24 protein-coding genes are annotated in these 24,056 nt (G+C 49.7%); 16 read left to right on the top strand and 8 right to left on the bottom strand.

Going from position 1 to position 24,056, the window contains the following annotated elements:
- Nucleotides 1-25: 25 nt before the first annotated feature.
- The 5 genes from DU481_RS05380 (at nucleotide 26) to DU481_RS05360 (ending at nucleotide 5,331) form a co-directional block, all read left to right on the top strand.
- Nucleotides 26-778 carry a glycerophosphodiester phosphodiesterase gene (locus DU481_RS05380; protein ID WP_350133226.1) on the top strand — a complete coding sequence of 251 codons (753 nt, stop codon included), beginning with the start codon at nucleotides 26-28 and terminating at the stop codon, nucleotides 776-778.
- On the top strand, nucleotides 775-2,361 hold the full coding sequence (locus DU481_RS05375; protein ID WP_350133225.1) for a glycerol-3-phosphate dehydrogenase/oxidase: 1,587 nt from the start codon (nucleotides 775-777) through the stop codon (nucleotides 2,359-2,361). Before DU481_RS05380 ends, DU481_RS05375 begins: the two co-directional genes overlap by 4 nt.
- The gene (locus DU481_RS05370; protein WP_350133224.1) at nucleotides 2,346-3,755 is read left to right on the top strand and encodes an FGGY family carbohydrate kinase; all 1,410 of its coding nucleotides are present in this window, start codon (nucleotides 2,346-2,348) and stop codon (nucleotides 3,753-3,755) included. The genes DU481_RS05375 and DU481_RS05370 overlap by 16 nt, the downstream gene beginning before the upstream one ends.
- A gap of 188 nt (nucleotides 3,756-3,943) precedes the next feature.
- Entirely contained in the window at nucleotides 3,944-4,534 is a 591-nt protein-coding gene (locus DU481_RS05365) for a protoglobin domain-containing protein (protein WP_090316350.1), read from the top strand.
- Nucleotides 4,535-4,605: 71 nt separating this feature from the next.
- Nucleotides 4,606-5,331: a glycosyltransferase gene (locus DU481_RS05360; RefSeq protein WP_350133223.1), complete on the top strand. Its 726-nt coding sequence runs from the start codon at nucleotides 4,606-4,608 to the stop codon at nucleotides 5,329-5,331.
- A gap of 58 nt (nucleotides 5,332-5,389) precedes the next feature.
- Here the strand turns inward: DU481_RS05360 and DU481_RS05355 are convergent, their stop codons facing one another.
- Entirely contained in the window at nucleotides 5,390-5,791 is a 402-nt protein-coding gene (locus tag DU481_RS05355; protein WP_350133222.1) for a hypothetical protein, read from the bottom strand.
- Nucleotides 5,792-5,909: 118 nt separating this feature from the next.
- Here DU481_RS05355 and DU481_RS05350 point away from each other — a divergent pair, with 118 nt between their 5' ends.
- From DU481_RS05350 to DU481_RS05340, 3 genes are all read left to right on the top strand, one after another.
- On the top strand, nucleotides 5,910-6,116 hold the full coding sequence (locus DU481_RS05350; protein ID WP_350133221.1) for a DUF6851 domain-containing protein: 207 nt from the start codon (nucleotides 5,910-5,912) through the stop codon (nucleotides 6,114-6,116).
- Nucleotides 6,109-7,167 (top strand): vanadium-dependent haloperoxidase, encoded by a 1,059-nt coding sequence (locus tag DU481_RS05345; RefSeq protein ID WP_350133220.1) that lies wholly within the window; start codon nucleotides 6,109-6,111, stop codon nucleotides 7,165-7,167. The genes DU481_RS05350 and DU481_RS05345 overlap by 8 nt, the downstream gene beginning before the upstream one ends.
- Nucleotides 7,168-7,524: 357 nt before the next feature.
- The gene (locus DU481_RS05340) at nucleotides 7,525-8,976 is read left to right on the top strand and encodes a hypothetical protein (RefSeq protein ID WP_350133219.1); all 1,452 of its coding nucleotides are present in this window, start codon (nucleotides 7,525-7,527) and stop codon (nucleotides 8,974-8,976) included.
- A 76-nt stretch (nucleotides 8,977-9,052) separates the two neighbouring features.
- Here the strand turns inward: DU481_RS05340 and DU481_RS05335 are convergent, their stop codons facing one another.
- A complete protein-coding gene (locus DU481_RS05335; RefSeq protein ID WP_350133218.1) occupies nucleotides 9,053-11,767 on the bottom strand; it encodes a cation-transporting P-type ATPase in 2,715 nt (904 codons plus the stop codon).
- A 147-nt stretch (nucleotides 11,768-11,914) separates the two neighbouring features.
- Between DU481_RS05335 and DU481_RS05330 the strand changes: the two genes are divergently transcribed.
- Complete coding sequence (locus DU481_RS05330) at nucleotides 11,915-12,430, top strand: protein tyrosine phosphatase family protein (RefSeq protein ID WP_090316365.1); 516 nt, start codon at nucleotides 11,915-11,917, stop codon at nucleotides 12,428-12,430.
- A 247-nt stretch (nucleotides 12,431-12,677) separates the two neighbouring features.
- Here DU481_RS05330 and DU481_RS05325 read toward each other — a convergent pair whose 3' ends face one another.
- The 3 genes from DU481_RS05325 to DU481_RS05315 form a co-directional block, all read right to left on the bottom strand.
- Nucleotides 12,678-13,004 carry an ArsR/SmtB family transcription factor gene (locus tag DU481_RS05325; RefSeq protein WP_090316368.1) on the bottom strand — a complete coding sequence of 109 codons (327 nt, stop codon included), beginning with the start codon at nucleotides 13,002-13,004 and terminating at the stop codon, nucleotides 12,678-12,680.
- A 97-nt stretch (nucleotides 13,005-13,101) separates the two neighbouring features.
- Nucleotides 13,102-13,515, bottom strand: a complete 414-nt coding sequence (locus DU481_RS05320; protein WP_090316371.1) for a DUF6691 family protein — start codon at nucleotides 13,513-13,515, stop codon at nucleotides 13,102-13,104.
- 30 nt (nucleotides 13,516-13,545) lie between these two features.
- Entirely contained in the window at nucleotides 13,546-13,974 is a 429-nt protein-coding gene (locus DU481_RS05315; RefSeq protein WP_350133217.1) for a YeeE/YedE family protein, read from the bottom strand.
- A gap of 131 nt (nucleotides 13,975-14,105) precedes the next feature.
- Here DU481_RS05315 and DU481_RS05310 point away from each other — a divergent pair, with 131 nt between their 5' ends.
- Nucleotides 14,106-14,966 (top strand): MBL fold metallo-hydrolase, encoded by an 861-nt coding sequence (locus DU481_RS05310; protein ID WP_350133216.1) that lies wholly within the window; start codon nucleotides 14,106-14,108, stop codon nucleotides 14,964-14,966.
- Between the two features lie 45 nt (nucleotides 14,967-15,011).
- Here DU481_RS05310 and DU481_RS05305 read toward each other — a convergent pair whose 3' ends face one another.
- Nucleotides 15,012-16,028: a J domain-containing protein gene (locus DU481_RS05305; protein WP_350133215.1), complete on the bottom strand. Its 1,017-nt coding sequence runs from the start codon at nucleotides 16,026-16,028 to the stop codon at nucleotides 15,012-15,014.
- 294 nt (nucleotides 16,029-16,322) lie between these two features.
- Here DU481_RS05305 and hemP point away from each other — a divergent pair, with 294 nt between their 5' ends.
- The 4 genes from hemP (at nucleotide 16,323) to DU481_RS05285 (ending at nucleotide 18,357) form a co-directional block, all read left to right on the top strand.
- On the top strand, nucleotides 16,323-16,508 hold the full coding sequence (hemP, locus tag DU481_RS05300) for a hemin uptake protein HemP (protein ID WP_107803076.1): 186 nt from the start codon (nucleotides 16,323-16,325) through the stop codon (nucleotides 16,506-16,508).
- A gap of 223 nt (nucleotides 16,509-16,731) precedes the next feature.
- Nucleotides 16,732-17,196 (top strand): bacterioferritin, encoded by a 465-nt coding sequence (gene bfr / locus DU481_RS05295; RefSeq protein ID WP_090316380.1) that lies wholly within the window; start codon nucleotides 16,732-16,734, stop codon nucleotides 17,194-17,196.
- A gap of 118 nt (nucleotides 17,197-17,314) precedes the next feature.
- Nucleotides 17,315-17,986 carry a DUF2325 domain-containing protein gene (locus DU481_RS05290; protein WP_350133214.1) on the top strand — a complete coding sequence of 224 codons (672 nt, stop codon included), beginning with the start codon at nucleotides 17,315-17,317 and terminating at the stop codon, nucleotides 17,984-17,986.
- A 164-nt stretch (nucleotides 17,987-18,150) separates the two neighbouring features.
- Complete coding sequence (locus DU481_RS05285) at nucleotides 18,151-18,357, top strand: hypothetical protein (RefSeq protein WP_090316386.1); 207 nt, start codon at nucleotides 18,151-18,153, stop codon at nucleotides 18,355-18,357.
- A gap of 20 nt (nucleotides 18,358-18,377) precedes the next feature.
- Here the strand turns inward: DU481_RS05285 and ssb are convergent, their stop codons facing one another.
- Both ssb and DU481_RS05275 read right to left on the bottom strand, forming a co-directional pair.
- Nucleotides 18,378-18,833 carry a single-stranded DNA-binding protein gene (gene ssb / locus DU481_RS05280; protein WP_350133213.1) on the bottom strand — a complete coding sequence of 152 codons (456 nt, stop codon included), beginning with the start codon at nucleotides 18,831-18,833 and terminating at the stop codon, nucleotides 18,378-18,380.
- The gene (locus DU481_RS05275; RefSeq protein ID WP_350133212.1) at nucleotides 18,834-20,192 is read right to left on the bottom strand and encodes an MFS transporter; all 1,359 of its coding nucleotides are present in this window, start codon (nucleotides 20,190-20,192) and stop codon (nucleotides 18,834-18,836) included.
- A 93-nt stretch (nucleotides 20,193-20,285) separates the two neighbouring features.
- On the opposite strand from DU481_RS05275, the gene uvrA reads away from it, so the two are divergent.
- A complete protein-coding gene (gene uvrA / locus DU481_RS05270; RefSeq protein WP_350133211.1) occupies nucleotides 20,286-23,105 on the top strand; it encodes an excinuclease ABC subunit UvrA in 2,820 nt (939 codons plus the stop codon).
- Nucleotides 23,102-23,986, top strand: coding sequence for a glycerate kinase type-2 family protein (locus DU481_RS05265; RefSeq protein WP_350133210.1), 885 nt, complete (start codon nucleotides 23,102-23,104; stop codon nucleotides 23,984-23,986). Before uvrA ends, DU481_RS05265 begins: the two co-directional genes overlap by 4 nt.
- The last annotated feature ends 70 nt before the right edge of the window (nucleotides 23,987-24,056 follow it).

Raw genomic sequence — 24,056 nt, 5'->3', positions numbered from 1 at the left:
TCAGGCTAATCCACACATCGACGCGATGTCTGAACTCGACAACCAGCCACGCAAAAAGTCTCTGGTATTCGCACATCGCGGCGCTAACCGGGAAGCATTGGAAAATACTCGAAGCGCTTTTGATAAAGCGTTAGGGTATGCCATCGATGGCATCGAAACCGATGTGCAGTTGAGCCGGGATGAGATTGCGGTGCTATGGCACGACCGTTTTCTGAACAAAATCGGCTTGGACGGCAAACGCATCGACGATTTCGATTTTCGCGAGCTCAAGGCATTGATTCATCCGGAATCGGACGGCGAGGGCATCATGACCTTACAGGATTTTCTCGCCGCCTACCGTACGCGCTGTCGTTTATTGGTCGAAATCAAGAATCGTGACTGGGAACAGGTTTCCCGTCACCAGCTGAAAATCCGCCAAACACTCGATTTGATCGGCGAGAATCCGGAACAGCGCATCACCGTGTCGTCCTTCAACTTAGCCAGTCTCGTCTACGCACACCAATATCTACCGGAATTTCCGCTGATATACAATCTTGAAACCGATCAAACCATCGCGGATGTCCGTGCGCTATTGAGCACCCACGCATTTCTCTACGGATTCTGCTTGCCTATTCAAATTACAGATCGTGCGATAACCGATCTATTGCGCGCTCACGGCAAATGCATCGCGGTTTATACGTGTAACAGCGATGCGGAAATCACTCAAGCGCTGCAACTGGGCGTAGATATTTTGATCAGCGACTTACCGCAACAAGCGCTGACGCTGCGCAATCAATGAAGCGGGATTTTGCAGCGCTACACCACCAACCCTTCGATCTCTTTGTGTGCGGTGGCGGCATATACGGCGCGTGGACCGCGTATGACGCCGCATTGCGCGGCCTGAAAGTCGCTCTCATCGAACAAAACGACTGGGCCAGCGCCACGTCATCCGCATCCAGTAAATTGATTCACGGCGGGTTACGCTATCTGGAAACATACGATTTCAAACTGGTCGGCAAATCGCTGAAAGAACGCACCCTGCTGTTGCATAACGCACCGCACCGCATTTGGCCGCTACGCTTTGGCGTGCCCGTGTACGCACAGCAGCGCCTAAACCGCCTGCAACTGAAACTGGGGCTAACGCTGTACGATTTCCTGGCGCATGACCCGGAACCGCACATGCAGCATCGCTATTTCAATCCAGAACAATTCACTGCGCATTTCCCGGCGCTCACCGAGGTTGCACTAAAAGGCGGTTTCACTTACGCTGACGCGCAAACCGATGATGCCCGCTTAGTGCTGGAACTCACCGCCGGTGCGCTGGCAGCTGGCGCACGCTGCGTCAATTACTGCCAGCTGGTGCGATTATTGGAAACCGATGGCAAAGCCGACGGCGCGATCATCCGCGATCAACTCACGCAAGCCGAACAGGCAATCCGTGCCAAGCAGATCGTTTTCACCACTGGGCAGTGGTTGGCAACCGAATCACCCAGCCGCGATTGGTGCCGCCTCGCCAAAGGTGTCCACTTACTCATGCCCGCCGTGTTGAACGATGAAGCCTTGCTGCTGACGGCCAAATCCGATGGCCGGGTGTTTTTTATGATTCCCTGGTATGGCTTAACGCTGCTCGGCACCACCGATACCGATTTCAAAGGCGATGTGGATCAGATAGGCGCCGATGACAGCGATATCGATTATCTGCTCGCTGCCGCCAACGGTTATCTGAAAACGCCATGGACCAAAGCCGATATCATCGGCCGTTTTGCCGGTGTGCGGGTTTTTAAACAACCCGTAAAAACCACTTCTGCCAGTTCACCTTCCACAGTCAGCCGCGACTGGGAGCTAAAAACCGCCGCAAACGGTGCGCACTATGCCGTCGGCGGAAAAATAACCTCATCGCGCCAGGACGCCGCCTGTATCGTCGACACGGTATGCGCGCAATTGGGCATCGCACAACCTTGCGCCACGCAAAACAAGCGTTTTCCGTGGGCGCCGCAGGATACTTTTCCGGCATGGTTTGCGGCAATGCAAGACCGCGCCGCGCAGCTCGGCATCGATGGAGAGAGCGCAAGATGGTTGCTGCGCCGTCACGGCACACAAGCGGACGGAATTTTTCGCCGCATCGAAACAGATCCCGATCTGGCGCAACGGATCGTTCCAGCATTGCCGTTTATTGTTGCCGATCTGGTGCACTGCGCCGCCCAAGAAATGATCGTCCATCTCGACGATCTGTTACGCCGCCGCTTGCCGTTACTGATTCTCACCCAGCTGACACAGGATCAGTTGCAACGCATCGCCTTACGCGTTGCGGCACCCTTGCAGTGGACCGATACCCGTTTGCATCAGGAAATTGAGCGCTGCGCGCCGTGGATCGCACACTGATTTCAGCTGCTGCCGTTGCGCTCGACTTGGGTTCAACATCGATAAAAGCCGCTTTACTGGACCGGCAGGGAAACCTCCAACATATCGCCGCCCAACCCGCGCCCACGATCGATAGCCACGATGGTCGGTACGAAAGCAGCGCATCCGAATATGCCCGGATTGCCGCACAAGTCCTGCAAGACTGCATCGCACAAGCAGATAACAACCCGCCGCTGGGAATGTGCAGCCAGCGCTCGTCCTTTCTGATTTGGGATAAAGCCAGCGGAGAGCCGGTAACACCTTTGATTTCGTGGCAGGACGACCGGGGGAAAAGCTGTTGCGAGCGCTTGCATGCATCCGAGGAAACCTTGCGTTCTCTGACTGGCTTGCGTTTGACGCCCTATTATTTCGCCCCCAAGCTCAGTGTTCTCTTGCAGGAGAATCCGGCATGGCGCGAGAAGCTGGTTCAAGGCGAATGGCTGGCCGGAACATTGGATACTTTTCTAATTTGGCGCTGGACGCAGGGCAGGCATTTTGTCACCGATGCTTCAATGGCCGCACGCACCCTGCTGATGGATATCCACCAGCAACAGTGGTCTGACACTTTGTGCCATCTGTTTGATATTCCTCGCTCGATTTTGCCGCACATCAAGCCTTCCACCGGATTGAATTTGCCGTTGGATATCGGCCTAACACTGCAAGCCAGCGTGGGCGATCAATCCGCCGCGCTCGTCGCCAGCCTGACCGATCGCTCTTCCGAAGCTTTAGTGAATCTCGGCACTGGCGGTTTCGTGATCCGCTCCCTTGCCGCGGACACATCAGCGTTTGGCGGCTATCTGCACACATTGGTTTATCAGAACAATCAGCAAGAAACGCAATTTGCCGTAGAAGGCACGCTCAACTCCATCGCCGCCGCACTCGCACCTTATCCAGTCAAGGATTGCCTCGTTGAAGATTTAGCGGCAAACGATATCTTTTGCCTGGCAGAACCGAGCGGTTTAGGCGCACCGTATTTTCGCAATGATTGGGGTATTCATTTCTCGCAATCCGTATCCGGTCTGACCACACGGCAAATCGGCGCGTTATTGCTCGAAGCCATTATTTTCCGGGTGTCACGCATTCTAGAAGATTTTCACCGGCACGCGCCATTGACCAGGATCTATCTGTCTGGCGGATTATCCGAACTACCTTGTCTGCAACATGGCATCGCGCAGTGCGCCCCTTGCCCGGTTTCACATTTGCAGCAAAAAGAAGCGAGTCTGCTGGGCGCGGCATTACTCGCGAGCGAACATAAAATAGGATGCCATCGGCACGCCAAGGACATCACGGTTCTCAATGACAACAACGCTTTAGTCAAAAAATACCAGCGCTGGAAAGTCTGGTTCGATGCGTTATTGAAAACACCTAATCATTAACCTTAAAAAGGTTACCCGCACAAATTATCAATCCTGTAGAATCCGCGTTGCGAATATTTAACCAGTTTATTTTTCTCTAGCATTTAACAAGAATTCATTGCATAACAGCATGATATACAATGCATAGCTAACGACAATCGCTGTTAGTTATGGTGATTAACCTCGTAAACATTTAAAAAGGAAATTTTATGGCAACAAATATACCTGGCTATACCTACGGTACCGCTGCTGTTGGAAAATCTCCCGTATCCCTGGATGATTTCGCCAAACTGAAACAAGCATCGCTATTCGGTGATGACGATGTGCGTTATCTGAAAATGTCGCACGACATATTGAAAGATCAAGTCGAGCAAATTCTCGACGTGTGGTACGGTTTTGTCGGCTCAACTCCTTTCCTGTTGCACTACTTTACCAATGCATCCGACGGTCAACCCAACATGGACTACCTCGGTGGCGTGCGCAAACGTTTTGGCCAATGGATTCTGGATACCGCCAATGCGGAATACAATCAGGATTGGTTGAACTATCAACACGAAATCGGTCTGCGTCACCACACCACCAAGAAAAACACCACGGACAACGTCAAAGCGGTACCGATCATTCATGTGCATTACATTTTTGCCTTATTGATCCCGATCACCACCACCCTGCGTCCGTTCCTGGAAAAAGGCGGTCATTCCCGCGATGATGTGGATCGCATGCAAGACGCATGGCGCAAATCCGTGCTGATGCAAGTGATTCTGTGGTCACAACCTTACATCAAACAAGGCGAGTTCTAATTTCGCACTGGAGAGCGGTCCCCCGCTCTCCATCCTGAATCCGCATATTCACTTTCAATTCCAAGCTGGCCATGCATCTTTCGATCGTCATCCCTGCTTTTAACGAAGAACAGCTGATCCTCGACTGTTTGGACTCCATCAAATTATCAGTCGGCGCCAACGCAAAACCCGGCTTTACCCATGAAGTCATTGTCGTGGACAACAATTCCAGCGACAAAACTGCGGAACTGGCCACGCAAGCAGGCGCAAAAGTCGTATTCGAGCCGATCAACCAGATCGGCCGCGCACGCAACACCGGCGCGGCCGCCGCTACTGGTGACTGGCTGCTGTTTGTCGATGCCGACAGCTTGTTGAATCCCGGTATGGTCACCGACATTCTGCACATGATCGAATCGGGTAAATACGTCGGTTGCGGCAGTGTCATGCACATGCCCGGTCTGCCGTGGTGGGGTAATGCCGCGATGCGGCTATGGACTGTGTGCTCAGTCACTTTTCACTGGGCATCCGGCGCACTGGTGGTATGCCGTACCGATGCGTTTCGCGACGTGGGCGGCTTTAACCAAGAAATGTTCGCCGCCGATGAAATCGATTTGAGCGAACTGCTGAAAAAATGGGGCCGCAAGCACGGCTTGAAATTCACCATATTAACCCGCCACCCGCTGGTAACTTCACCGCGTAAGGTAAAACTCTATACCGGCCGGGAAATCGCCAGTCAAATATTCAGTGTCATGTTCAGTCCACGTAAGGCGTTGCAGGACAGAAAGAAACTGCCGATTTGGTACGATGGAAGGCGATGAGCATTGTCAAATCGCGCTCTGAGCTAACAATATCAATTGTCAGCTCAGAACAAGAACATTAATCCAAATCCACTACAAATAAACAATCAGATACGATTGGATCACCAATATTACCTGCAAAATTAGCCATACTCACCATTCCGGATAACCGTACCTTGCCTGATGCGCTTGCGAAACGGCCTGTTCCTCCAATCACTGAGTTTTGGTCACTAGCAGCACCGGTAATATGAGTGACCGTGAGACCTCTCAGTGTTACCGTTGGATGAAGCACAGGTTGTACACTGGTTTTACCTCTTGTAATCAAACTGCCACCAGGTAAATGAAAATAAGTCGTGCCCACTAAAGCAACCCCGGTTCCTGTTGGCGCTACTTTTGACAGGCAATCAGTTCCACGTCCAATGATTTGATTATTTTTCGCATTGACTACTTTAACGTCAAAGTACATTGCGGAATCTTCCACACCATCTCTGCAGAAACGATCGTAACAAAATGGAATAATGCGGCATTGGAAGCCATTCGCACCACACACCCAGGCCCGCCAATTGTGGCAAGAGCGCTAGCAATCCACACATACTTGCATGTTCGATGCGTGGGCAGCTTATGACAAAAAAGCAAAAGGCACGCAACTAGAAGATCATCTGCGCTGCCCTGTCAATGAACATACTCATGCAAATAAAGCAAAAGCCATGAGCTATGCTGCTCATAAATGCTTATCCGATCTGTTCCCTACACAGGTTACCAGCTTCAATAGTGTAATGAGTGCATTAGGCCTATCCTTTGGATAATTCGACCGATACCTCCACCCCAGCGGGTGTTGGCAATGTTGCGGCGGCGGTCATTGAATTCCGCCACCATGACGGTTCCAATCAATTAGGCGATCTGAATGGCGGCGGAGCGCCCTATAGTGATTACACCGGATATACACCGGTCAACACGTCTTCATCCATCAATGATCCGAATCACTGGCAGCCATTATCGGTCGGCGGGCACGATCAGGCTTACATTGCGCCGCATTGGGGAAATGTGAAACCTTATGTGCTGAAATCCGGCTCGCAATTCCGGAAAGATATTCCTGCACCCGCCAACTATAAAACCGAGCCGGAGCGCTATCGTATTCAAGCGCAACAAGTTGTCGATTACGGCACTCATTTAACCGACGAGAAAAAAGTCATCGCTGAGTACTGGGCGAATGGTCCGTTATCCGAACTGCCACCCGGACATTGGACATTGTTTGCCACATTCGTATCGGATCGTGACGCGCACAACATCGATCAAGATATCAAAATGTTTTTCGCTTTATCCAATGCTATTCTGGACGCCAGTATTGTGTCGTGGGATATCAAACGGTATTTTGACTATGTCAGACCCGTTACTGCCATACACTTTCTCTTCGCTGGTCAACATATTCCCTCATGGCAAGGGTTAATCGACGGTGCCGATTGGAAACCTTATCAAGCCGCCAGCGTAGTTACGCCTCCATTTCCGGAATATTTCTCGGGACACAGCATCTTCAGTGCCGCAGGTGCGGAAACACTGAAGCTGTTTACCAAAAGCGACAACTTCGGACATAGCGTAGTCATACCGGCCGGATCATCAAGAGTCGAGCCCGGTACCGTACCGGCTAAAGATATTGTCCTCTACTGGGCTACTTTCTCCGATGCTGCTGATGAAGCCGGTGTTTCCAGACGCTACGGCGGTATCCATTTCATTGACGGCGATTTAGTGGCGCGCAAATTTGGACGTATCATAGGACAAAGCGCGTGGAAAAAATCGTTGAAACATTTCGGTGAGCATAGCAATAACAAGGGCAAATCCGATAAGAATGAACGAGAATAAAAGCTTTTATTTGATTCGCCGATAAAATTTACTCTAATTAGAATCAGCACCATAGCAGCAAGAAGACTATCAATCCCCGCTTGGCGGTCTTCTATTCAGCAATTATCCCGCCGCCAAACCTACTCCCTTTCGGAACTTTCTCTGCAAGTAATTTCAACTTAATTCAGCGGATGTGACTTTTCTCACAGCCAGTTTACTCTAGGTTATTTAGACTATAACCACTAGTTCAACAAGACTATAGCCGGTCTTCATTTATTGAATTAGACTACGCCCCATTTTAAGCCCTCGGCAGAAAACTTTGTTGAGCTAAATTCCGAAAAAGATTTGGCTTTTTTATCCACAAATAGGAGAAAGTAAGTGAAGAACAACATTAAGCTGCAAGCAATATCAGCATTATTTATTATGCTGGCAGCACCCGCGTTTGCCAAAGATAGCCATGATCACGATGACGAGCATGATCATCATTCAAACCGCCTGCCTAATATGTTTAGCGCAGAGAATAGTCATGGGAAAGATGCGACCTATAGCACAGCAGGTTTTATTGATCTTAATAACCCATTCTTCAAAAGCATTGGAACAAATGGCCGCAGCTGCGCTTCTTGCCATGCACCGGACCAAGGATGGACCATTACCCCGCAAGAGGTAAAGAAACTTTTCAATAAAACAAAAGGTCTGGATCCGCTTTTCCGTTTGGTGGATGGCGCCAACTCTCCCCTCGCAGATGTAACTACGGTTACAAAACGCCGCGCGGCTTATAGCATGCTGCTGGAGAAAGCCAATATCCGTGTGGGAATCGGTATTCCCAGCGGTGCGGAATTTGAATTGATCGAAGCCGATGATCCTTACGGCTTCGCCAGCGAAACCGAATTGTCTCTATTCCGCCGCCCGATGCCAACCACCAACCTGAAGTTTCTCAGCGCCGTCATGTGGGATGGTCGCGAAACAACCCTACAGCCAGGCTCCGGTGATTGTATTTTTGGCACATCGACTTGCTTCTCTCCGGTATCGTTTGACTTGGGCACACAAGCCAATCACGCCACACGAGGCCATGCCGAAGCATTGCGGGATCTGACCGAAGAAGAGCGCGATGCGATCGTGGCATTCGAATCCGGACTGTTCACTGCGCAAATCAAAGATAATGATGCCGGCGAACTTACCGCAGAAGATGCACTCGGCGGACCTAAAGCGCTGAAAAAGCAAAAGTATCACTTTGGCATTAACGATACATTAGCGGGTGACTACAAAACACGCGAACCTTTTGATCCCAATGCGATGTCGCTCTATGACAGCTGGAATCGCTTTAAAACAACCAAATCCACTCATGGCACCAAAAGCGCACGCGCTGCCATTGCACGCGGACAAGCGCTATTCAACAGCAAACCGATCTTGATCAAAGGGGTAAAAGGCATTAATGATGACCTGGCTGTAAGCGTACTGCCAGGTACATGCACAACATGCCATAACACCCCGAATTCGGGCAATCACTCCACCCCGATGCCTCTGGATATCGGTATTGCCGATGAATCACGCCGCGCACCGGATATGCCGCTGTACACCCTGAAAAACAAAACGACGGGTGAAATCGTCAAAACGACCGATCCAGGCCGTGCATTGCTGACTGGCAAATGGAAGGATATTGGCCGCTTTAAAGGACCGATCCTGCGTTCGGTTGCTTCACGCCCACCTTACTTCCATGATGGTTCTGCACCGGATCTGCAATCCGTGGTTGAGTTTTACAACACCCGCTTCAGTATCGGTCTGACCGAAAGAGAAAAAGCCGATCTCGTGGCTTTCCTCGCAGCGTTGTAACATTGTAAAACTGCATCCGCCGGTAGGGGGATGCAAACGGGCCAATTTATGCTGAACTGGATAAATTGGCCCTTCATCAATCCTTGATCCCCCTGCGCCGCAACCAGTATTTTTCAAATTCAATCACTACAAACAATATCAAGCTCACTGCGGCAATACGTCCCCAAGCCGCCGCATCCAGTGCAACGGTGCCAAATAGCTGTTGCATGACGGGTAAATAAGTAAGCAGCAACTGCAATATCAGTAACGAACCCGCCGCCAACACCACATAGGGATTACCCAGCATGCCCTGGCGCGAGCACACGGAAGCAATCAAATAGCGGCAATTGAATAAGTAGACGATTTCACATAACACCAGCACATTCACCACCACGGTGCGGCCAAGCTCAACACTCGAACCTTGCGCCAGCTCCCAGAAATACAAGGCAAAGCTGCCGCCAATCATCAAGAGCGTGACAAAAACGATACGCCACACCAGGAAACCCGACAAAACCGGCGCATGCGGATCATGCGGCGGACGTGACATCACGCTCATTTCGGGCCGTTCAAACGAAAGAGAAATCGCCAAAGTCACCGTCGTGACCATATTGATCCATAAAATTTGCAGCGGTGTAACCGGCAACGCCATTCCAAACATGATCGCCAGTAGCACCAATCCGGCTTCACCGCCATTGGTCGGCAGCACATACACCATTGTTTTTCTGATGTTATCGTAGACTGTGCGGCCTTCTTCCACAGCATGCGCAATCGATGCAAAATTATCGTCCGTCAGCACCATTTCAGCCGCTTCCTTAGCCACCTCGGTACCTTTCCGTCCCATGGCTACACCAATATCGGCGCGCTTTAAGGCTGGTGCATCGTTCACACCGTCGCCGGTCATGGCAACAATTTCACCGTTATTCTGTAAAGCGTTCACCAGACGCAGTTTATGCCCCGGATCGGCGCGGGCAAAAATATCCACATCCGCAGCCGTCCGGCGCAATTGCGCATCGTCCATATCGTCCAGCTCAATTCCCGTCACGGTCCGTTGACCATCCCCAATGCCCAGGCTTGCGCCAATCGCAGCGGCGGTGATGCGGTGATCGCCGGTAATCATTTTGACGCGAATGCCCGCGGCATGACATTGTTGTACTGCGGTAATGGCTTCCTCTCGCGGCGGATCGATAATACCAACCAATCCGAGCAAAGTGAACCCGGTTTCCATATCGGACATTGCCAATGTGTGTTGTTTTACCGGCATCACACGGCTGGCAATGGCGAGGATACGCTGCCCGTTTTCGCTTGCCTCGCGTATTCTGGCCTGCCAGAAATCGGATTGAAGCGGACGGTCTTCGCCTTGGCTACACTGGTGATTACACATAACCAGCACCCTTTCCGGAGCGCCTTTGACATAAACCAGGCTGTGCCCGGTGTGGTCATGATGCAGTGTCGCCATAAAACGGTGCTCCGGCTCAAACGGTATCACGTCAATACGCGGCAGCTGCTCATGTTCCTGCGTAGGATCCAGCGCGGCCTTCATCGCCAAGGTAATCAGCGCACCTTCTGTCGGATCGCCTTGAATTTCCCAAGTATCATTGCTCTGCCGCAACAGCGCGTCATTACACAAAAGACCAGCGCGGCACAGTTCCCGCAGATCGGCATGGTCAACACTGGAAATTTCCGCTCCATCCCTGCTAAAACTACCCTTTGGCACATAACCCGCGCCACTGACCTGCAATTGATCATCGGCAGTGACCACACGTTGCACGGTCATCTCGTTGCGCGTCAACGTCCCGGTTTTGTCGGTGCAAATGACAGTCACGGCACCCAGCGTTTCGACCGCCGGAAGTCTACGTACAATGGCGCTGCGCCGCGCCATATTCTGCACTCCCAATGCCAGCGTGATTGTCATGATGGCCGGTAACTCTTCCGGAACGGCTGCGATCGCCATGCTGACTGCCGCCATAAAAATTTCACTGAGCGGATAGTCTTGCCATAACAATCCGTACACAAAAATACCGGCCGCCAGCAACAAAACCACCAGTGTCAGCCAGCGGGCAAAAATCGCCATTTGCCGCAGGAGCGGTGAGGTCAGTTTATCGACTTGCGCGATCATCTGACTGATACGGCCGATCTCGGTCTGCTGGCCGGTGGCAACCACGATGCCCGTTCCTTGTCCATAAACCACCAGCGTACCGGAGTACGCCATGCAGAACCGGTCTCCTATAGCTGTCACGGCCTCAACCTCACTAATGGATTTCTCTACCGCTTGTGATTCTCCGGTCAACGCGGCTTCCTCTATACGCAGGTTTTTACAGTGAAGCAAGCGCAAATCGGCCGGCACCTTGTCGCCCGATTGCAGCAGGACAATATCACCGGGCACCAGCTGCTCTGCCGGAATCTGTTCCCGTTGACCCGCGCGTATCACAATCGCAGCAAGCGACAGCATGCGCCGGATTGCATTGAGCGCTTTTTCTGCTTTGCCTTCTTGCACGAAACCGATGATGGCATTAATGACCACCACACCAAGAATGACACCGCTATCCACCCAATGCCCGAGAACAGCAGTCAACACCGATGCAACCAGCAAGATATAAATCAGCACATTATGAAACTGCAATAGAAACCGCATCATGGCACTCTTCGCCTGCGGAGGCTTCAAACGGTTTGCGCCATAGCGCTCAAGTCGCCGCAGTGCTTCCGTTTGCGTTAGTCCGTCGCTTCCGGTATTCAGCACATCCAGCACCTGCTGCGGTGGACAGGTATGCCATACAGGTGTTCCGCCGTCTTCCGATGAGTGTTGATGCGACATAAGTGTTTTACCTTTGATGAAATTTGTCCGGTTGCATTGCATCCATTCCATAGACCGGCACCGGCAGGAATAATTTGTATTTCATTATTCAGTCCGGCTACAATGAAAACAATCTTTTTTCACTTAACACAGCAAATGGGGCTTTCTATGAAATACTCTATCATTCTGATAACGCTGGCGGGCATGTTGTTTACCGGCCTTGCACAAGCTTCGGGAGGCCGGGTGCCGTTCGCGCACCAGGTAATTCCCGTACAAAATTACAGCCGCGCTACGGAACAAGTCGCCATATCAGGAATGATCAGCGATGGCGGCGTGCAAGCACTATCAGCTACCGGTTTCAAAACGGTTATTGATTTGCGTACCAAGAACGAAGGAACTGCCGAAGAAAAAGGATTGGTCGACTCGGTTGGCATCGCCTATTTCAACATTCCAACGACAGTGGCCGGCATCACTAAGGAGCAAGTGGCGCAATTCGCCAAAGTGTTCGAAGCGGCGCAAACGCCGGTACTCATTCATTGCGGATCGGGTAACCGGGCAAGCGCTATGTGGGCTAGCTATCGCATCACCAAAGGCATCGATCCTGAAGTAGCGATCGAGGAGGCCCGCAAATCCGGCTTGCGTCCTCCACTGGAAGAAAAACTACGTGAAATCATGCTGAACTGAACGTTGGCTTCACCTGCCAACCGGCTCAACGCAACCTAAAAGCATTCATGAATGAAACACTCGCAGGAACTACAGCAGGTTCTGCTGTAGTTCCTGTTTTGCTGTTGGCAACCAACAGATCGCCGAACATGTTCCTTGTAACATACAGAAAAATAAGATAATCCATGGCAATCGCTAAACCGGTTCACGAGAAACCGCCGCCAGAAGGATACCGTAAAGCCGACATCTGTATGATCGCGCCTTTCCTTCAATCGGAGTGATTTTTACAATACAGACTAAATAAAGTTTCCATGATTTTGACGGCGTCCTGGCTTGCCAAACTGTAGTAAATGTATTTTCCTCGACGCTCCGTCGCAACCAAATTCTCTTCACGCAACACCGTCAATTGTTGCGACAGTGTGGGTTGATGAATACCCAGCAATTCTTCCAGTTCGCCCACATTCCGGGTTCCTTTGGTCAATTCGCATAAAATGAGCAGCCGGTCTTCGTTAGCCAATATTTTCAGTAAAGCGCAAGCCTCCGATGCGGATGAATGCAGCGCTGCGATATTGTTTAAGGCTGAATCTGTTTTCATGATTAATTAATTCTTTACGTTAACTTATATTAATAAGATTAGGATAACAAAATAATATTTTGTTGAGCGATTAAGATTCTAATCCATTTGCATCAAATCAGCCACGATCTTGCGTCATCCGGTAGATCCCCATCCCCAATAGCATTGCAACCAAAAATACCAGCGCATCACTATTGCCCGTCCCCGCTAATACCAAGGCCGGCCCGGGACAAATGCCTGCAATACCCCAGCCGATTCCGAACATAAGACTCCCTAAAAGCAAGCGGCTATCTATTTTAGCCATGCCAGGTATCTGCATCGGTAAGCCAAGATAGGATCGCTCGCGCTTTCTTGCCAGCATAAAAGCGATAGTACCGACAGTCACTGCACCGCCCATCACCCATAGCAATGTAGCATCCCAATCGCCCGTCACATCAAGAAATGCCAAAACCAGTGCCGGATTAACCATGCCTGAGCCGATAATCCCGAAACCGAAAATAATCCCAGCGATTAACGCGATAAAACTAATCATTTTGATTCTCCGATAATCAATTTATCCAGGCTAAACTAAAACATGCCGCAACAAATAAACCGCTGCGAAACCAGTCAGCATGAATACCACCGTCGCTGCAATGGAGCGCGGCGAACGGCGCGATAAACCGCACACACCATGACCGCTGGTACACCCCGAACCCAGACGGGTACCATAGCCCACCAATAGGCCGGCAAACGCGAGCATCACATGGCTAGTTTCTATTTGTATTGGCGGCATGTCAAAAAAAAGCTTCCAGATGACCGCCGATACTATAAGTCCAAAAATAAACGCAACACGCCAGCTGATGTCGCCTTTTTTTAACCGGTATAATCCACCCACGATTCCCGATATGCCTGCAATGCGGCCTTCAAAAAATAGTAGCAAGGTCACCGCAATGCCTATGACAAAACCGCCGGTCAGCGCATGCCATGGTATTAAATCAGAAGTGATAGACATCGTTGATTTCCTCCTTCTATTGCATTTCGATCACAATGCATAAATTAATTACAATATGTAATATTGTATAATTATAGATAAATGCAATATAATATGTAAGATTTTTCCTAATAATATAACAGGAGAACGCAATGAAACCTACTATTCAAGCATTCTACGATCCGTCAACCTGGACCGTCAGTTATGTAGTTTTTGATGAATCGAATGGAAGTTGCGCCGTCATTGATCCGGTTCTGGATTACGATCCCAAATCGGGCAGAACCAGTACGCATTCGGCTGACAAGTTGATTGCATTCATCCGTGAGCGGCGGTTATCGGTTGAGTGGATACTGGAGACGCATGCGCATGCAGACCATTTGTCATCCGCCGATTATCTCAAACATCAAGTGGGTGGAAAAACCGGCATTGGCGATCACATTCCCGCTGTACAGAAGACATTCAAAAAAATTTTCAATCTTGGCGATGAATTTGTTCCCGATGGTCATGATTTTGATCACCTGTTCGCTGATGACGAGTTATTCTCAGTTGGGAATTTAACGGGCAAAGCCATCTCTGTATCCGGCCACACGCCCGCTGATTTGGCATATCAGTTCGATGATGCCGTGTTTGTGGGCGATACACTCTTCATGCCGGATATTGGCACCGCACGTGCAGATTTCCCGGGAGGAGATGCGCATCAGCTATTTCATTCCATCCGGAAAATACTGGCTCTGCCATCAACAACACGGCTGTTTATGTGCCATGACTACCCTCCCGCTACGCGCAAAGCTGTATGGGAAAGCACCGTGGCACAGCAACGCGCGCACAACATTCATGTTCATGACGGGATTAATGAAGACACCTTTGTCAGCATGCGCAACCGGCGTGACGCAACCCTGGAGATGCCCAATTTATTACTGCCTTCGATACAGGTGAATATTAGAGCGGGGAAATTGCCACCGGTCGAGACAAATGGCATTGCCTACTTTAAGATCCCGGTCAACTTGATTTGATGTAACCTACTGTGAGTGATTAAACCGGGCTGCTTTTATCATCGGTTATACCTGCACCGTGACAAAATTCCCATAGCGTTGATCAAATTTGATGGCAATAAAACGAGTTCCAACCGAAAACCCTTTTTTCTCATAACGCTTATGCGTCACTTCAGCCACTGCCTGAAAACTGGGTGCATCAATTTTAATGACGTCATTGGAATCGAGTATCTCAGTCGTCATGAAGCGTATTCCCAGCGGTGAAAGATCCTGGCATGTACCTAGGCATGGCCGCCCCGGCCAGAACAAGTAAAACTCAAACTTCCCACTGATGTTGACCCGCCGCATGGCGCGCTGCGATGATTCCAGATTTTCATGATGCAATAAAAGCAGTGGACTGCCGCATTCGAGACAATTTTCACTTTGATACACACCGGGTTGCGGCACATTGGGAGTTTTGCAAAACGAGCAATAACGCGTGATAACTGGCCGATACTGCTCGACAGCAAATTGCGATGTATTGTTTTCCCGAACCGTCAATCCAGGTAAATTACTATTTTGTCGCGTGGTTTTTCTCGCCGCACGAAACAATCCTCCCGCGAATATATCATCATATTGCTGACGCATCCTGGGATCGGATAAAACTCGATAGGCTTCATCAAGTAACGCGGTATCTCCGGCAGTACTCTTTTTTAGCGCCTGATAACTGGCCTTGATTGTGGCAATCGGCGCATCGGGCTGGATTTGCAGTATCCGGTAATAATTGCGTTGATTCAATCCGGATGGCTGCTCACTTCTTGCACTTTCTACTTCAGCCTCCGTTTTAGAACCCAGCGCACCCTGGCTCAGGACCCTAATATGATAGCGCTTCAGCAACTCACGATCATAGGCGGCTCGCTTAACCGGATCTCGCAAAGTGTTATAAGCAATATTGAGTAAGCTGGCATTCCAATCCGGATTATTCAGATCAGCACGAATGTTCAGCTTTTGCATCAACACCCGATAGCTCTCTGTTATCACCGCCATCGGTGCATCGGGCTGAACATGTAGAATTCGATAAAAATTGCGCCGTTCGATCATCATTGTAGAATCAAAGCGTCTTACTCATTCACGATGAGCAGTTCAATTGTTTACAAAAACTTTAACTATAAATCTCAATAGCTTGCAATCACCTAGACAGCAGATTTGCAGTATACACTTATCTAGTGACATCACCAATAAAACCTCTTCACATTTTGATGGCCATTGGGATTCATCTACTTTCCGCCATTCCAGTAGCAAAAAGCTTCTCAAACAAAATTTCCGGCGAGGTCTTGCATTTCATCCTGAATTACATATAATGAGAATCATTCTCATTATATGTAATTCTAATTAACCATGAACACCATAAACTCATCTCAAACAATCATAAAAAATTCACTAAAACCTGATTTATTAAATTTAAGCACATTGATCAATAGCGATGTGCTATTCAAGAATGGCGATGTTGTGTTGATACTGCATAAAGGCGAGCAATATTCGCTGCGTCGCACACGGAATGGCAAGTTAATTCTGAACAAATAGTGGATAAAAGACACATATCATGTATATTAACGCGTGTAATCTGTTAGCACTCTCGCTAGTCGTAAATCATCATGAACCGCAAGGCTGAGTAGATGCATAATCTGGGATAATGCCGGGGTTTCCTCTGCAAAAATGCTAGATCCAACAAGTAATAAATACCATACAGAGTGATATCTTCTCACCACCCGGATACATCAAGAGATATTCACCTTAGGAGCTAAAAATGAAAGGTAACGCAGATATTATTCGCTGGTTGAATCAGCAATTGCAACATGAACTAACCGCCATTAACCAATATTTTCTTCATGCACGTATGTACAAAAACTGGGGATTCAACAGTTTAGGAAAACACGAGTTTGAAGAATCGTGTGAAGAGATGAAACATGCCGATACATTAATTGAGCGGATCTTGTTACTGGAAGGATTACCCAATTTACAGGATCTCGGTAAGTTAATGATCGGAGAGACCGCTGAAGAGTGCGTCGCATGCGATTTAAAACTTGAGTTAGCTTCGCGAGACACGTTACTCGCCGCAATAGCGGCTTGCGAATCAGTGCAAGATTATGTATCGCGCGAAGTTTTTGAACGGATTCTGGAAGATACCGAAGAACACATTGATTGGCTAGAAACTCAGCTCAATGTCATGCAAAAAATCGGTATCCATAACTGGCTGCAAAGTCAGATGTAGTATTTCCTGCCGCTGAAGTTTACCTCTTCCTTCTTCAGCGGCATATTCAGCCAGCCAGCCTGTCTCCAGGTCAGCCAGCCAATTTTTTATTCGCTGATGATTCTCAGGAGATATCACAATGAAATTTCTAAAGAAACTGGCATTGGCCAATACTTCCGGCACGATTCCTCATGATCATTTCACGGCTTCAGAATCCGCAGATACTTTCGTATCCTGCTGCCTGCGCATTTTCACAACATTGTCGCGCGCATGGCAGCGAAGAGTCGAGCACGCCAATCCAAAGATTACCCGTCCCCGCAGGATATCGAATAAAAGCATCCCTGTCGTTGATTGGGCACCGTTGGTCAAAGCAGCTTATTTAAATGAGGCCGATAGAAAATACAGTCAGGCAGGTCATCAATATAATTCAGGCTGCCAATTAGCCGGACGATCTGTTTTATGTGTTGGGGGCCGGATTAGGCTTTATCCGGAATACAGCCAATTAGTAAAAAGCTGCGACGGTTGTTTTATGGGGTTCCATGGCGGCTCGCACGATCATCTCGAAGATCTGCCAAAACTCCTGAAGCAAGCGGATATGATCATTTGCCCGGTTGACTGCGTAAATCATGAAGCTTTCTTCACCGTGAAACATTACTGCAAGCATTCCGGCAAACCGTGTGTACTACTTGCGCGTTCCGAAGTTAATACTTTTCAAGCGGGAATTGGAGCTCTGGTTGCAATGACTGTATCAGGACCGTCACAATCTTGCTCAGGAAATATTACCAGCAGAGTTGTGAAATCCACTGAATGAGGACTCCATCAGAATTGATATTCCAAGACGTACAATTGCACTGCTATAAGGAATCATAGCCAATATCCACTAAAGTTTATTTTTTTTAGGTCGTTGAAACAGCTTCATTGCTGTTAATTTATTGACTAAGCCATTAATAAATAAAACTTACCTGGAAAAAAGTTATGAAAATTCTTGTTCATTTCAAGTCTGGATTCAAGCAAACGTTTATCGTTCCAAAATGCATGCTGGCGCTCGAGTTCAGAAATATGGCCAAAGATATTGGCGGCAACATCGAAAGCATTGAATTTTCATTACCCCCCCGCCGGCAATCAAATATCTCTATCGCAGAACGCCGGTTGGGAATAGTCCGCTTACCTGAAAAACGTTAACGCAATCGCATTCTGACCAGTCAGAATGGAATATCATCATCCATATCATCAAATCCGCTCGGCGCTTTGCCTAACGAGGAAGACCGGTTAGAAATTGAGCTATCTTCTTCGTGGTCAGGCGCCGATTCAAAACTGCCGCTTCCTGATCGATTCCCCAGCATTTTCATATCACTGGCAATAATATCCGTCGTATATCGTTCCACGCCGTTCTTGTCTGTCCATTTACGGGTCTCAAGCCTGCCTTCGACATAAACCGAGCGGCCTTTCTTCAAGTATTCTCCCGCAATTTCAGCAAGCTTGCGGTAAAAAGTGACACGATGCCACTCCGTTTTCTCTTGCTTTTCGCCATTTTTATCTTTCCAAGTATCCGTCGTTGCCAATGTAATATTGGTCACCGCATCACCATTTGACATGTAACGCGTTTCCGGATCTTTACCCAAATTACCGATGAGTATGACTTTATTGAGCGACGCCATTTATGTTTCCTCCCCAAGCAATTTAATCACTTTCTCTTCATCGAAGCCTTTCATATCGACTTTCAGGTAAGCCACCCGCTCATTGACCAGAACCAAAGCTTCATATACACCGGGTATCGCTGCAAGCTGACGTGAAAGCTCCGCCGATTGATCTGTATCCATTTCCTGTACATGGTACATTTTGGAGCGCACTGCTGCTGGCGCCTGCATCGTAGCAGCTAATATCAACCATACCAGCAGCAACGCCCCGCAGAACGCGTATAACGCATCGCTTCCATAAGTGGCAACCAAGTGACCGCCCACTGCGGCCCCGGCAAACGCCCCCAAAAACTGCGTACTGCTATAGATGCCGATTGCCGTTCCTTTCGCTCCAACTGGCGCGATTTTCGAAATCAAGGATGGCAAACTGGCCTCAAGCAAATTGAATGCCGTGAAAAAAACCAATAATGCAGCAGCCGTGCCCCAGATTGAATCCAAAGTAATGGCCAGTAACAGCTGGCCAGTCAGCAACGTCGCAACGGCTGCAATAAATACCGGTTTTAATTTAGCCTTTTTCTCGGCGTAAATAATGGCCGGAACAATCAGCACAATCGACAAAATCAGAACCGGCAAATATATCTGCCAGTGATCGTCCGCGGCCATGCCCGCTTGACGTAAGGTTAACGGCACCACCAGCCACAGCGCCATCAACGCGGCATGTAACGCAAAAATGCCATAATTCAAACGCAGCAACTGCGTATTGCGCAATACGCTGGCAAAACTCGCCGGCGATGCTTCCGTATCGGAATGAAAGCGGCTAATCACCGGATCGGGAATGACTTTCTTCACTACAATCATTGCCAGCAGCGCCAATATACCGGTCATGGCAAAAATCCCCGGCACACCGATCCATTGATTCAGAACCGGTGCGGCAATCAAGGAAAGGGCGAAAACTGTGCCGATCGTCATACCGATGGTTGCCATCGCCTTAGTACGATGCTCTTCGCGCGTAAGATCCGCTGCCAGTGCCATCACAGCTGCGGAAATAGCGCCGGCGCCTTGGATGATCCGCCCCGCTATTACCCAATAAATATCGGCGGCCATCGCTGCGATCAAGCTACCCACAGCAAACAAAATCAATCCCAGATAGATGACGGGTTTGCGTCCGATGCGGTCGGAAAGCCAGCCGAAAGGGATTTGCAGCACAGCCTGCGTGAGGCCATATGCCCCTAGTGCGATGCCGACTAAGGTGTAATTGTCTCCACCCGGCAAGTCCTCAGCGTAAAAAGCAAACACCGGCAAAATGATAAACAAGCCAAACATGCGCAAGCCATATACACCGGCTAAACCGATGGTCGCACGCAACTCCGCTGGGGACATTTTTTCAGTTGAAGAGGAAGCAGACATGAATCAGGTTGTGATATTCCTAAAAAGTTGGGTATATTAGCAGGTTGACTCTTACATAGATAGTTCATGGAATCCATAAAAATACGGGGTGCGCGTACGCACAATCTGAAAAACATTCATCTCGATCTGCCGCGTAACAAGCTCGTAGTGATTACCGGTTTGTCGGGATCGGGAAAATCCTCGCTCGCATTCGATACGCTCTACGCGGAAGGTCAGCGCCGTTATGTGGAATCGCTTTCAGCGTACGCCAGACAGTTTCTTCAGCTGATGGAGAAACCCGATGTGGATTTGATCGAAGGACTTTCACCGGCCATTGCCATCGAGCAAAAAGCAACCTCGCACAACCCGCGTTCGACGGTCGGCACGGTCACGGAAATTCATGATTATCTGCGTTTGCTGTTCGCCCGCGTCGGCGATCCTTACTGTCCCGAGCACAATATCGTACTGACCGCGCAAAGCGTGTCGCAAATGGTCGATCATGTATTGCAGCTGCCGCCCGATACCCGCCTGATGATCCTCTCCCCATTGATCGTGGAACGCAAAGGTGAAAACACTGACTTATTCGATGAATTGCGCGCGCAAGGTTTCGTACGCTTACGGATCGACGGCGAAGTGCATGAAATCGACGCATTGCCCAAGCTGCAAAAAACCAAAAAACACACCATTGAAGTCGTGATCGATCGCTTGAAAGTTTCTCCGGAGGCCAAACAGCGGCTTGCGGAATCATTTGAAATGGCATTACGTCATTCCGAAGGACGCGCACTGGCGGTTGAGATGGATAGCGGCCATGAACATTTGTTTTCCGCCAAATTCAGTTGCCCGGTATGCAGCTATTCGCTCTCCGAACTGGAACCGAGATTATTTTCATTCAATAACCCGCTGGGCGCCTGCACCAAGTGCGATGGCCTGGGGCAAATCACATTTTTTGACCCCGCGCGCGTGGTCGCTTTTCCGCACCTTTCACTGGCGGCTGGTGCGGTCAAAAACTGGGACCGGCGCAATCAATTTTACTTTCAATTGTTGACCAGTCTGGCGGCACATTATCAATTCGATTTGGAAACGCCATTTGAAAATCTGGACGAACCGATTCGCAACATTATCCTGCATGGTTCCGGTAAGGAAAAAATTCATTTTTCCTATTTAACCGAAAACGGACGCAAGCAGCAAGAAACGCATCCTTTTGAGGGGATTATTCCGAATCTGACGCGGCGCTACAAGGAAACCGAATCGCAAACCGTACGCGAAGAACTGGCAAAATATCTCAATGCGCAAATCTGTCCGGAATGCCAAGGTACGCGCTTATGTCAAGCCGCGCGTCATGTGCATGTTGCCGGACAGGCAATTTATGAAATTAGCGCTTTCCCGCTCAAAAAAACCAAACAATTCTTTGACCAGATTGCGTTAACGGGCCACAAACAATCGATCGCCGAGCGCATCGTCAAGGAAATCTCCAGCCGCCTGCAATTTCTCAACAATGTCGGGTTGGATTATCTATCGCTGGACCGCTCAGCCGACACGTTATCCGGCGGCGAATCGCAGCGCATCCGTCTCGCCAGCCAGATCGGTTCCGGCCTGACGGGTGTCATGTATGTTCTGGACGAACCTTCCATCGGTCTGCATCAACGCGATAATAGCCGTCTGCTGGATACACTAAAAAACCTGCGTGACCTCGGCAATAGCGTGATCGTCGTCGAACATGACCAGGATGCCATTCAAATCGCGGATTATGTCGTCGACATGGGACCCGGTGCCGGTGAGCATGGTGGTTTCGTGGTGGCTCAAGGTAGTCCGCAAGCCATCCAAGAGGACGATCACTCTCTGACCGGTAAATACTTATCCGGAAAATTATCGATCCACATCCCGGAAAAACGCCACGCACCGGATCACGACCGGATACTGCGGATTGAAGGCGCTTCCGGGAATAATCTCAAGAATGTTACGCTGAACCTGCCGGTTGGACTCTTTATTTGTGTCACCGGCGTTTCAGGATCGGGAAAATCCACACTGATCAATGAAACACTGCATCGCGCGGTTGCCCGTCACCTGTACGCCAGCAACGCCGAGCCAGCACCCTATCTAAATATTGACGGACTGGCTTTTTTCGACAAAGTGATCAACATGGATCAAAGCCCGATCGGACGCACACCGCGCTCCAATCCGGCCACATATACCGGTTTGTTCACGCCGATCCGGGAGTTATTCGCCGGTGTGCCGCAAGCGCGCGAACGCGGTTATGCGCCCGGGCGTTTCTCATTCAATGTCAAAGGCGGACGATGCGAATCTTGCCAGGGCGATGGCGTCATCAAGGTGGAAATGCATTTTCTGCCGGATATTTATGTCACCTGCGATGTTTGCCATGGCCGCCGCTATAACCGCGAAACGCTGGAGATTCAATACAAAGGCAAAAATATTAACGAAGTATTGCAAATGACGGTAGAGAATGCGCATGAATTCTTCACGCCAGTGCCGGTGGTTGCCCGCAAACTGCAAACGCTGCTGGAAGTTGGTCTCGGCTATATTACCCTGGGGCAATCCGCTACCACGCTCTCCGGCGGTGAAGCGCAACGGGTGAAATTATCGCTCGAACTATCCAAGCGCGATACCGGACGCACGCTGTATATTCTGGATGAACCGACTACCGGCCTGCATTTCCAGGATATCGATCTGCTGCTGAAAGTGTTACACCGCCTGCGCGATCACGGTAATACCGTGGTGGTCATCGAACACAATCTCGATGTCATCAAAACCGCCGACTGGATTATTGATCTGGGCCCGGAGGGTGGCGACGGGGGCGGATGCATTATCGCGGAAGGCACACCGGAAGACATTACCGCCAATGCAAACAGTTTTACCGGCCATTACCTGCAATCCATGTTGAAAAAATGAATCCGCGCGGCTATTTGCTGGAAAGTTTCTCAGTGGCTGTGAAAGCTGCTAATCCAGCACATATCGTGCCGCAACATCTCCCTAATCCTCCCGCAGGCCGCACACTGGTTGTCGGCGCAGGGAAAGCGGCGGCTGCCATGGCGCAGGCGGTTGAAAATGCCTGGCCTGCGGGTGCACAGATCGACGGTTTGGTCGTCACGCGTTATGGACACGCGCTACCCACGCATAAAATTAAAGTCGTTGAAGCCGGGCATCCCATCCCTGATGAAAATGGCATACGGGCATCGCAAGAAATACTGGCTATGGCCAAGTCGTTAACCCCTGACGACTTCTTGCTCTGCCTGTTCAGCGGCGGCGGATCCAGCTTGCTATCCTTGCCCATCGAAGGTATTTCGTTGCAAGATTCGAGGGAAGTCACCAATCAATTATTGCGGTGTGGCGCGAATATTCAAGAAATCAACACGGTTCGTAAACATTTATCAGCTATTCAAGGCGGCAGGCTCGCCGCCGTTTGCAAGGCACCGGTACTGGCTTTGATCATTTCGGATGTTACCGGTGATGCCGCAACTTATATCGCTTCCGGTCCTTGCGCACCCGATCCGACAACCTTCACCGATGCACTTGCGATATTAGAGCGCTACGATCTGAATGTGCCGCCAGCAGTTAAGCGCGTATTACTGGCAGGAAAAGCCGGTGCTGTGAATGAAACACCTAAGCCCGGTTCCCCTATTTTTACCCGCGTCGAAAACCGGATCATCGCCAATGCGCATCAGTCACTGGTTGCAGCCGCCGAATATTTCCGGGGTATCGGGGTTACACCTTTGATTATGGGTGATACCGTTAGGGAACCGCTGAACAAATCCCGAGGTTTGTTGAGATAATAGATTTATTAACGACCTTCTAAATACGCCATGCCACACCAAACGAGTTTTGCCGATCTTGATTACAGTC

Source organism: Nitrosomonas sp. (assembly GCF_040240425.1).
Taxonomy (GTDB): Bacteria; Pseudomonadota; Gammaproteobacteria; order Burkholderiales; family Nitrosomonadaceae; genus Nitrosomonas.
This window is presented reverse-complemented; position numbering and strand designations above follow the sequence as displayed.

Bases quoted from the DNA above. Each gene is read 5' to 3' on its own strand.
- DU481_RS05335 (WP_350133218.1), bottom strand. From the start codon at position 11,767: ATGTCGCATCAACACTCATCGGAAGACGGCGGAACACCTGTATGGCAT.
- DU481_RS05305 (WP_350133215.1), bottom strand. From the start codon at position 16,028: ATGATGATCGAACGGCGCAATTTTTATCGAATTCTACATGTTCAGCCC.
- DU481_RS05310 (WP_350133216.1), top strand. From the start codon at position 14,106: ATGAAACCTACTATTCAAGCATTCTACGATCCGTCAACCTGGACCGTC.
- DU481_RS05375 (WP_350133225.1), top strand. From the start codon at position 775: ATGAAGCGGGATTTTGCAGCGCTACACCACCAACCCTTCGATCTCTTT.
- bfr (WP_090316380.1), top strand. From the start codon at position 16,732: ATGAAAGGTAACGCAGATATTATTCGCTGGTTGAATCAGCAATTGCAA.
- DU481_RS05380 (WP_350133226.1), top strand. From the start codon at position 26: ATGTCTGAACTCGACAACCAGCCACGCAAAAAGTCTCTGGTATTCGCA.
- DU481_RS05265 (WP_350133210.1), top strand. From the start codon at position 23,102: ATGAATCCGCGCGGCTATTTGCTGGAAAGTTTCTCAGTGGCTGTGAAA.
- DU481_RS05290 (WP_350133214.1), top strand. From the start codon at position 17,315: ATGAAATTTCTAAAGAAACTGGCATTGGCCAATACTTCCGGCACGATT.
- DU481_RS05330 (WP_090316365.1), top strand. From the start codon at position 11,915: ATGAAATACTCTATCATTCTGATAACGCTGGCGGGCATGTTGTTTACC.
- DU481_RS05360 (WP_350133223.1), top strand. From the start codon at position 4,606: ATGCATCTTTCGATCGTCATCCCTGCTTTTAACGAAGAACAGCTGATC.
- hemP (WP_107803076.1), top strand. From the start codon at position 16,323: ATGAACACCATAAACTCATCTCAAACAATCATAAAAAATTCACTAAAA.
- DU481_RS05315 (WP_350133217.1), bottom strand. From the start codon at position 13,974: ATGTCTATCACTTCTGATTTAATACCATGGCATGCGCTGACCGGCGGT.
- DU481_RS05320 (WP_090316371.1), bottom strand. From the start codon at position 13,515: ATGATTAGTTTTATCGCGTTAATCGCTGGGATTATTTTCGGTTTCGGG.
- DU481_RS05325 (WP_090316368.1), bottom strand. From the start codon at position 13,004: ATGAAAACAGATTCAGCCTTAAACAATATCGCAGCGCTGCATTCATCC.
- DU481_RS05350 (WP_350133221.1), top strand. From the start codon at position 5,910: ATGTTCGATGCGTGGGCAGCTTATGACAAAAAAGCAAAAGGCACGCAA.
- DU481_RS05275 (WP_350133212.1), bottom strand. From the start codon at position 20,192: ATGTCCCCAGCGGAGTTGCGTGCGACCATCGGTTTAGCCGGTGTATAT.
- uvrA (WP_350133211.1), top strand. From the start codon at position 20,286: ATGGAATCCATAAAAATACGGGGTGCGCGTACGCACAATCTGAAAAAC.
- ssb (WP_350133213.1), bottom strand. From the start codon at position 18,833: ATGGCGTCGCTCAATAAAGTCATACTCATCGGTAATTTGGGTAAAGAT.
- DU481_RS05285 (WP_090316386.1), top strand. From the start codon at position 18,151: ATGAAAATTCTTGTTCATTTCAAGTCTGGATTCAAGCAAACGTTTATC.
- DU481_RS05365 (WP_090316350.1), top strand. From the start codon at position 3,944: ATGGCAACAAATATACCTGGCTATACCTACGGTACCGCTGCTGTTGGA.